A 1,392-nucleotide genomic window follows, 5' to 3' on the forward strand; every position below is an offset into this window, starting at 1 on the left:
CGGCCGAGGGCGCGACCGGCCCGGTCCCGGCGATCGACATCACCGCCGAGGGCGTGCGGTCCGAGGGCGAGACCTCCCGCATCGACTCGCTCACCGGCACCGCGTTCGTGTCCGACGAGACCATGACCGCGGCCGCGCAGTCGCAGGGCGCCGGCGGCATGGGCGACAGCCTGCTGGGCGGGCTGATCCAGGTGCAGGACATCGTCTCCGATCCCGCAGCGGGCACCCTGCGCGTGTCGATCAGCGGCCTCGCCGAGGCCGTGGTGACGCCGCGGCTCATCGACGGGAACCTCGAGATGGATCCCCAGCAGGCGTCGGTCCTCGGGTTCCAGCTGCCCTCGGAGATCCTGGGCGGGACCGTCTCGATGATGGACTCCGCGCTGGCCGACCTGCCCGAGGGGATCGAACTCACCGGCGTCCGCGTGGTCGACGGCGGGATGACCGTGGACCTGGCCGGCCGCGACGTGGTGCTGGAGTCGACCCGCTAGGAGTCGACCCGCCGGGACTCGTCCGCCGATCCGCGACGGCCGCCTGTCGTCGCGCCCGGCACACTGGGCCCATGCGCCTGCTCATCATCTCCGACACCCACGTCCCGACCCGTGCCCGCGACCTGCCGGCCAGGGTCTGGGACGAGGTCGACGCGGCCGACGTGGTGATCCACGCCGGGGACTGGATGGACGTCGCCCTCCTCGACGCACTGGAGGAACGCTCCGCACGGCTCATCGCCTGCTGGGGCAACAACGACGGCCCGGAGCTGCGCGAGCGTCTGCCCGAAGTGGCCCGCGCGACGCTCGACGGCGTGCGACTTGCCGTCACCCACGAGGCCGGCGCGTCCGCGGGACGGGAGAGGCGCATGGCCAGGGCCTTCCCCGACACCGACGTCCTGGTCTTCGGGCACTCGCACATCCCGTGGGACACCACCGCGCCGCGAGTGTCCGGGGAGGGCGCGTCCGGGGAGGGCGCGTCCGGCGAGGGTGGTCTACGCCTGCTCAACCCCGGTTCCCCGACCGACCGCCGACGCCAGCCGCACCACACGTACATGACCGCGGCCATCACCGCGGGCGCGCTGCGCGACGTGGAACTGCACCGGCTGCCGCCCCCTCGCTGAACCGCTCCCGCGTGGCGGGCGGCGGGCGGGACGAGCCGGGCGGCGGGCCCCGGGAGTCTGCCACCCTGGAGCCATGACCAACGAAGCCACCATGCGTGCCGTGCAGCAGCAGACCCTCGGTGAGCCGGACGTCCTCGCCGTCGTCGACCTCCCCCGCCTCACGCCGCGGACCAACGAGGTCCTCATCCGCGTCGAGGCCGCCAGCGTCAACCCCACCGACTGGAAGCACCGCGCCAACGGCGGGTTCCTCGGCGAGCCGCCGTTCGTGCTGGGCTGGGACCTGT

2 protein-coding genes and 1 pseudogene are annotated in these 1,392 nt (G+C 73.8%); all 3 read left to right on the plus strand.

Annotation, left to right across the window (positions count from 1 at the left end):
• On the plus strand, nucleotides 1-488 hold a 488-nt coding region (locus G6030_RS11695), incomplete at its 5' end, for an LmeA family phospholipid-binding protein (RefSeq protein ID WP_182643239.1).
• 71 nt (nucleotides 489-559) lie between these two features.
• Nucleotides 560-1,108, plus strand: coding sequence for a metallophosphoesterase (locus G6030_RS11700; protein ID WP_182643240.1), 549 nt, complete (start codon nucleotides 560-562; stop codon nucleotides 1,106-1,108).
• 73 nt (nucleotides 1,109-1,181) lie between these two features.
• Nucleotides 1,182-1,392 (plus strand): annotated as a pseudogene (locus G6030_RS11705) (NADP-dependent oxidoreductase); the annotation flags it as partial.

It is taken from the genome of Dietzia sp. E1 (genome assembly GCF_014145015.1).
Classification (GTDB): Bacteria; Actinomycetota; Actinomycetes; order Mycobacteriales; family Mycobacteriaceae; genus Dietzia; species Dietzia cinnamea_A.